Origin of the sequence: Maribacter aurantiacus, assembly GCF_005780245.1 — a bacterium.
Classification (GTDB): Bacteria; Bacteroidota; Bacteroidia; order Flavobacteriales; family Flavobacteriaceae; genus Maribacter; species Maribacter flavus.
Genome location: NZ_VBUK01000023.1, coordinates 1 through 3,579, shown reverse-complemented (window position 1 = coordinate 3,579; position 3,579 = coordinate 1). Strand labels below are relative to the sequence as shown.

Annotated in this window: 2 protein-coding genes; both read left to right on the top strand. The window is 37.1% G+C overall.

Annotated elements, in window-relative coordinates; all coding sequences use genetic code 11:
- The first annotated feature begins 639 nt into the window (after nucleotides 1–639).
- Complete coding sequence (locus FEK29_RS17790) at nucleotides 640–987, top strand: hypothetical protein (protein WP_138259784.1); 348 nt, start codon at nucleotides 640–642, stop codon at nucleotides 985–987.
- A 64-nt stretch (nucleotides 988–1,051) separates the two neighbouring features.
- The gene (locus FEK29_RS17785; protein ID WP_138259783.1) at nucleotides 1,052–3,277 is read left to right on the top strand and encodes a TonB-dependent receptor; all 2,226 of its coding nucleotides are present in this window, start codon (nucleotides 1,052–1,054) and stop codon (nucleotides 3,275–3,277) included.
- Nucleotides 3,278–3,579: the final 302 nt, after the last annotated feature.

Below are 3,579 nucleotides of genomic sequence, written 5' to 3'. Positions count from 1 at the left end.
CTCGGAATTGCGAGCGTGGGTGCTTAACCGAAAAATAGTAACTTAAAACCCGTAACTGACGGTTATACGAGACCGTTAGCCACAAGCTAAAAAGCCAGCCGCACAAACAGCACATTTGGTTTTTGCCGACACGAAAGCCAACGCAGAAAAAACCAAAAGAGCTGTTTTTCGCCAACGCTCGAAAGGAAACTCATTGAAATTTTGTAGCTTTGCAACAATCTGATGAAAATTTTAACTTACATATTAGCCTTCACGGTAATCTTTCTCTCGGTAAAACCAGCGATTGATGCTATTCCGTTTTCGTCAGAAACCCAACAGACTTGCTGTAGCAGTAGTAAGTGTAATCCAATTTCTGACAATCATAATTCAGAAAATCAGAACGAACAAAAAGATAGCGGAATGTGTAATCCATTTCAAATTTGTGGCTCTTGCCTTTTGATTTGTGTTAGTACACCTTTTTTTCCAGCGTTACAGACTGATTTTTCAACCGAAGAGTTCTTCGGATACCAATCATTTATAGCTTCTCAATTCATTTCTGACTTTTGGCAACCGCCACAATTTGTTTAACAACACTTTCGACCACAGAAAAGAACCGAAACTTCGGTTCAACTTTTAGTTAAACAATTTAAATTCAGAAAAATGAAATTTTCTAATATTTTCGTTATGGCTATCACATTTATGTTAGCCTCAACAACAGTAACTTTTGCACAATCGACAAAAGAAAAAGTGCAAATTGCGGACACCACAAAAACTTTAACAACCAAAGTTAAAGGCATTACTTGCTCGACAGACCTAAAAATGATTTCGGCAAATGTCGAGAAACTAAAAGGTGTAAGCACTTGCAAAGCAGGAAAAACAGGACCAACAACCACATTTGAAATAGTGTATAATCCAGCTCTGATTACAGAAAAGGAAATACATTCAGCAATTCAAAATACAGGAAGTTGCGAAAATCCTGACGAAAGACCATACAAAATAAAGCAGTAAACAGATTTAAGGCAAAGCGTAATTGAATTACGCTTTGCTTTTCAACTCATTTAAAAAAGAAACAATGAAAAAATATATATTCATTGTTGGTTTGCTGTTTCCGTATGCCTTGTTTGCACAAAGTATTTTAGGAAAGGTAACCAACGAAAAAAACGAACCTCTTGTTGGAGCGAGTGTCTTTTGGGCTAACACAACCATTGGCACAACAACAGGCATTAAAGGCGAGTTTGAACTTACTACAAAGGATATTTCGCCTAAACTTCTGATAGCTCGTTATGTCGGACATATTGCAGACACCATAGAAATAACGAACCAAACATTTGTAGAGTTTAAGTTAGAGCAGTCTCAAGAGCTTGATGAAGTGGTTGTAAAAGGACAACGAGACGGAGTAATTATTTCAAATCTCAATCCAATAAAGACAGAACAGATTACGCAAACCGAATTAGGAAAAGCCGCTTGTTGTGATTTGGCAGGATGCTTTGAAACACAAACAACTGTTCAACCACAAACCACAAACGTCATAACAAATTCAAAAGAGCTTCGTATTCTTGGACTTTCAGGCGTGTACAATCAAGTTTTGATTGATGGTTTTCCAATGATACAGGGCTTGACCTATACATATGGGATTAGCAGTATTCCAGGAACTTTAGTAGATAACATTTACATTTCAAAAGGGGCAAACAGCGTTTTACAAGGTTTTGAGAGTATGAGCGGACAAATAAATGTAGAGACCAAAGAACCTGACAAAACCGACAAACTTTTGCTAAATGCCTATATCAACAGCTTTTCAGAAAAGCATTTGAACGCCAATTATGCAATAAAAAAAGGAAAATGGAGCAACTTGACAGCTCTTCATACGGTGCAACCAGCGAATGAGTTTGACAGGGATAACGACAATTTTCTCGACTTACCAAAACTTACTCGATATATGGTTTCCAATAAACTAAAATATGGAAATGACGCAGATTGGGGTTGGAACAGCCGAATAGGATTGCGATATGTAAACGAACAGCGGATTGGCGGACAAACCAGTTTTAACGAAAACAATGATAAAGGAAGTACAGAAGTTTATGGACAAACGGTAAATATCAATCAGCCCGAAATTTGGACGAAAACAGGCTACCGCTTAAACGACCAACACAATTTTGTTTTATTCGCTTCAAGTTTTTATCAAGACCAAAAATCCTACTTCGGAACTGTAAAGTATAATGCCAACCAGACCAACTTTTATGGAAACCTTCAATATGAATTCAATTACGGCAACAACTCGCTAAAGACAGGGTTTAGCTTTCGTCATTTGAATTTGGATGAAGATATTTCCTTTACAAATAACAACTTGCAAAGAACGTATGCAGGCAATTATTTGCGAAACGAAAACATTGCAGGTGTATTTGCAGAAAATACCTTAAAGTTACTCAACGATAAACTGACTTGGATTGCAGGAATACGAGTTGATAATCACAATCAATTTGGCACAATAGTAACGCCAAGAACACTTTTAAAATATGATATTGCACCAAACACCATTGTACGTGCAAACATTGGAACAGGATGGCGAACGGTCAATTTGTTTAGTGAAAATATTGGTTTATTGGTAAGTTCACGAGACATTGTTTTTTCAGAACAACTTGAACCTGAAAAAGCATTGAATACAGGTATTAATCTTACACAGAAATTCAATGGCGAGAATGTTACAGGTTTTTTTAGTGCGGACTATTACCGAACTGATTTTCAGAACCAAATATTTCCCGATTACGATACAGACCCAACAAAGGCAATCATTGAAAACTTCTCAGGAAAGAGCGTAAGCAATACATTTCAGGCAGAAGTCTATCTAAATTTTTGGCGACAGTTTGAATTTAAAACAGGCTACAGCTTTTTAGATGTTTATCGGGAAATTGACGGACAAAAAGTGCTATTGCCATTCAATCCAAGACATAAAGTAGTAACGACTTTAGGCTACAAACCATTATCCAAAAAGTATCACGTAGATATGAATATCCATTGGTACGGTCAACAACGATTGCCAAATACGCAGAGCAATCCACCAGAATTTCAACGACCTGACTTTTCAGAAAATTATGTGCTTGTAAATGCTCAATTTACATACAACCTGAAAAAGTTTGAATTGTATGCAGGTTGCGAAAACATTTTTGACTTTAGGCAAGAACGACCGATTATAGGTTGGCAAGACCCATTCGGTCAGTTTTTTGACACAAGTTCAGTTTGGGGACCAACTCGCGGGAGAGAATTGTATGTAGGAGTTCGGTTTAGAATTCCGAGTGAATAAACCAACGCTAAAGCCATACACATTTGCAATTCGCTTCAGCCGACACACAAGCCAAAAATTGCAAAAGAGTATGGCTTTTCCAACGCAGAAAGAAAAAAGCCAGTGGCTAACAATGTGTATAAGCAATAGCGGGTTCTGTGCTATTTTGAAACTAAAAAGTGTAAATTTAAGGTCAGTGTAATTTGACAGTTTTGTGGGTTAAATCCGCTACTGCTCATACACGAGACCGTTGTGCGTCAGCTAAAAAACGATACTACTGAATTCAGATTATCAAACAATACTAGCAAGATAACTATGATGGA

Bases quoted from the DNA above. Each gene is read 5' to 3' on its own strand.
- FEK29_RS17785 (WP_138259783.1), top strand. From the start codon at position 1,052: ATGAAAAAATATATATTCATTGTTGGTTTGCTGTTTCCGTATGCCTTG.
- FEK29_RS17790 (WP_138259784.1), top strand. From the start codon at position 640: ATGAAATTTTCTAATATTTTCGTTATGGCTATCACATTTATGTTAGCC.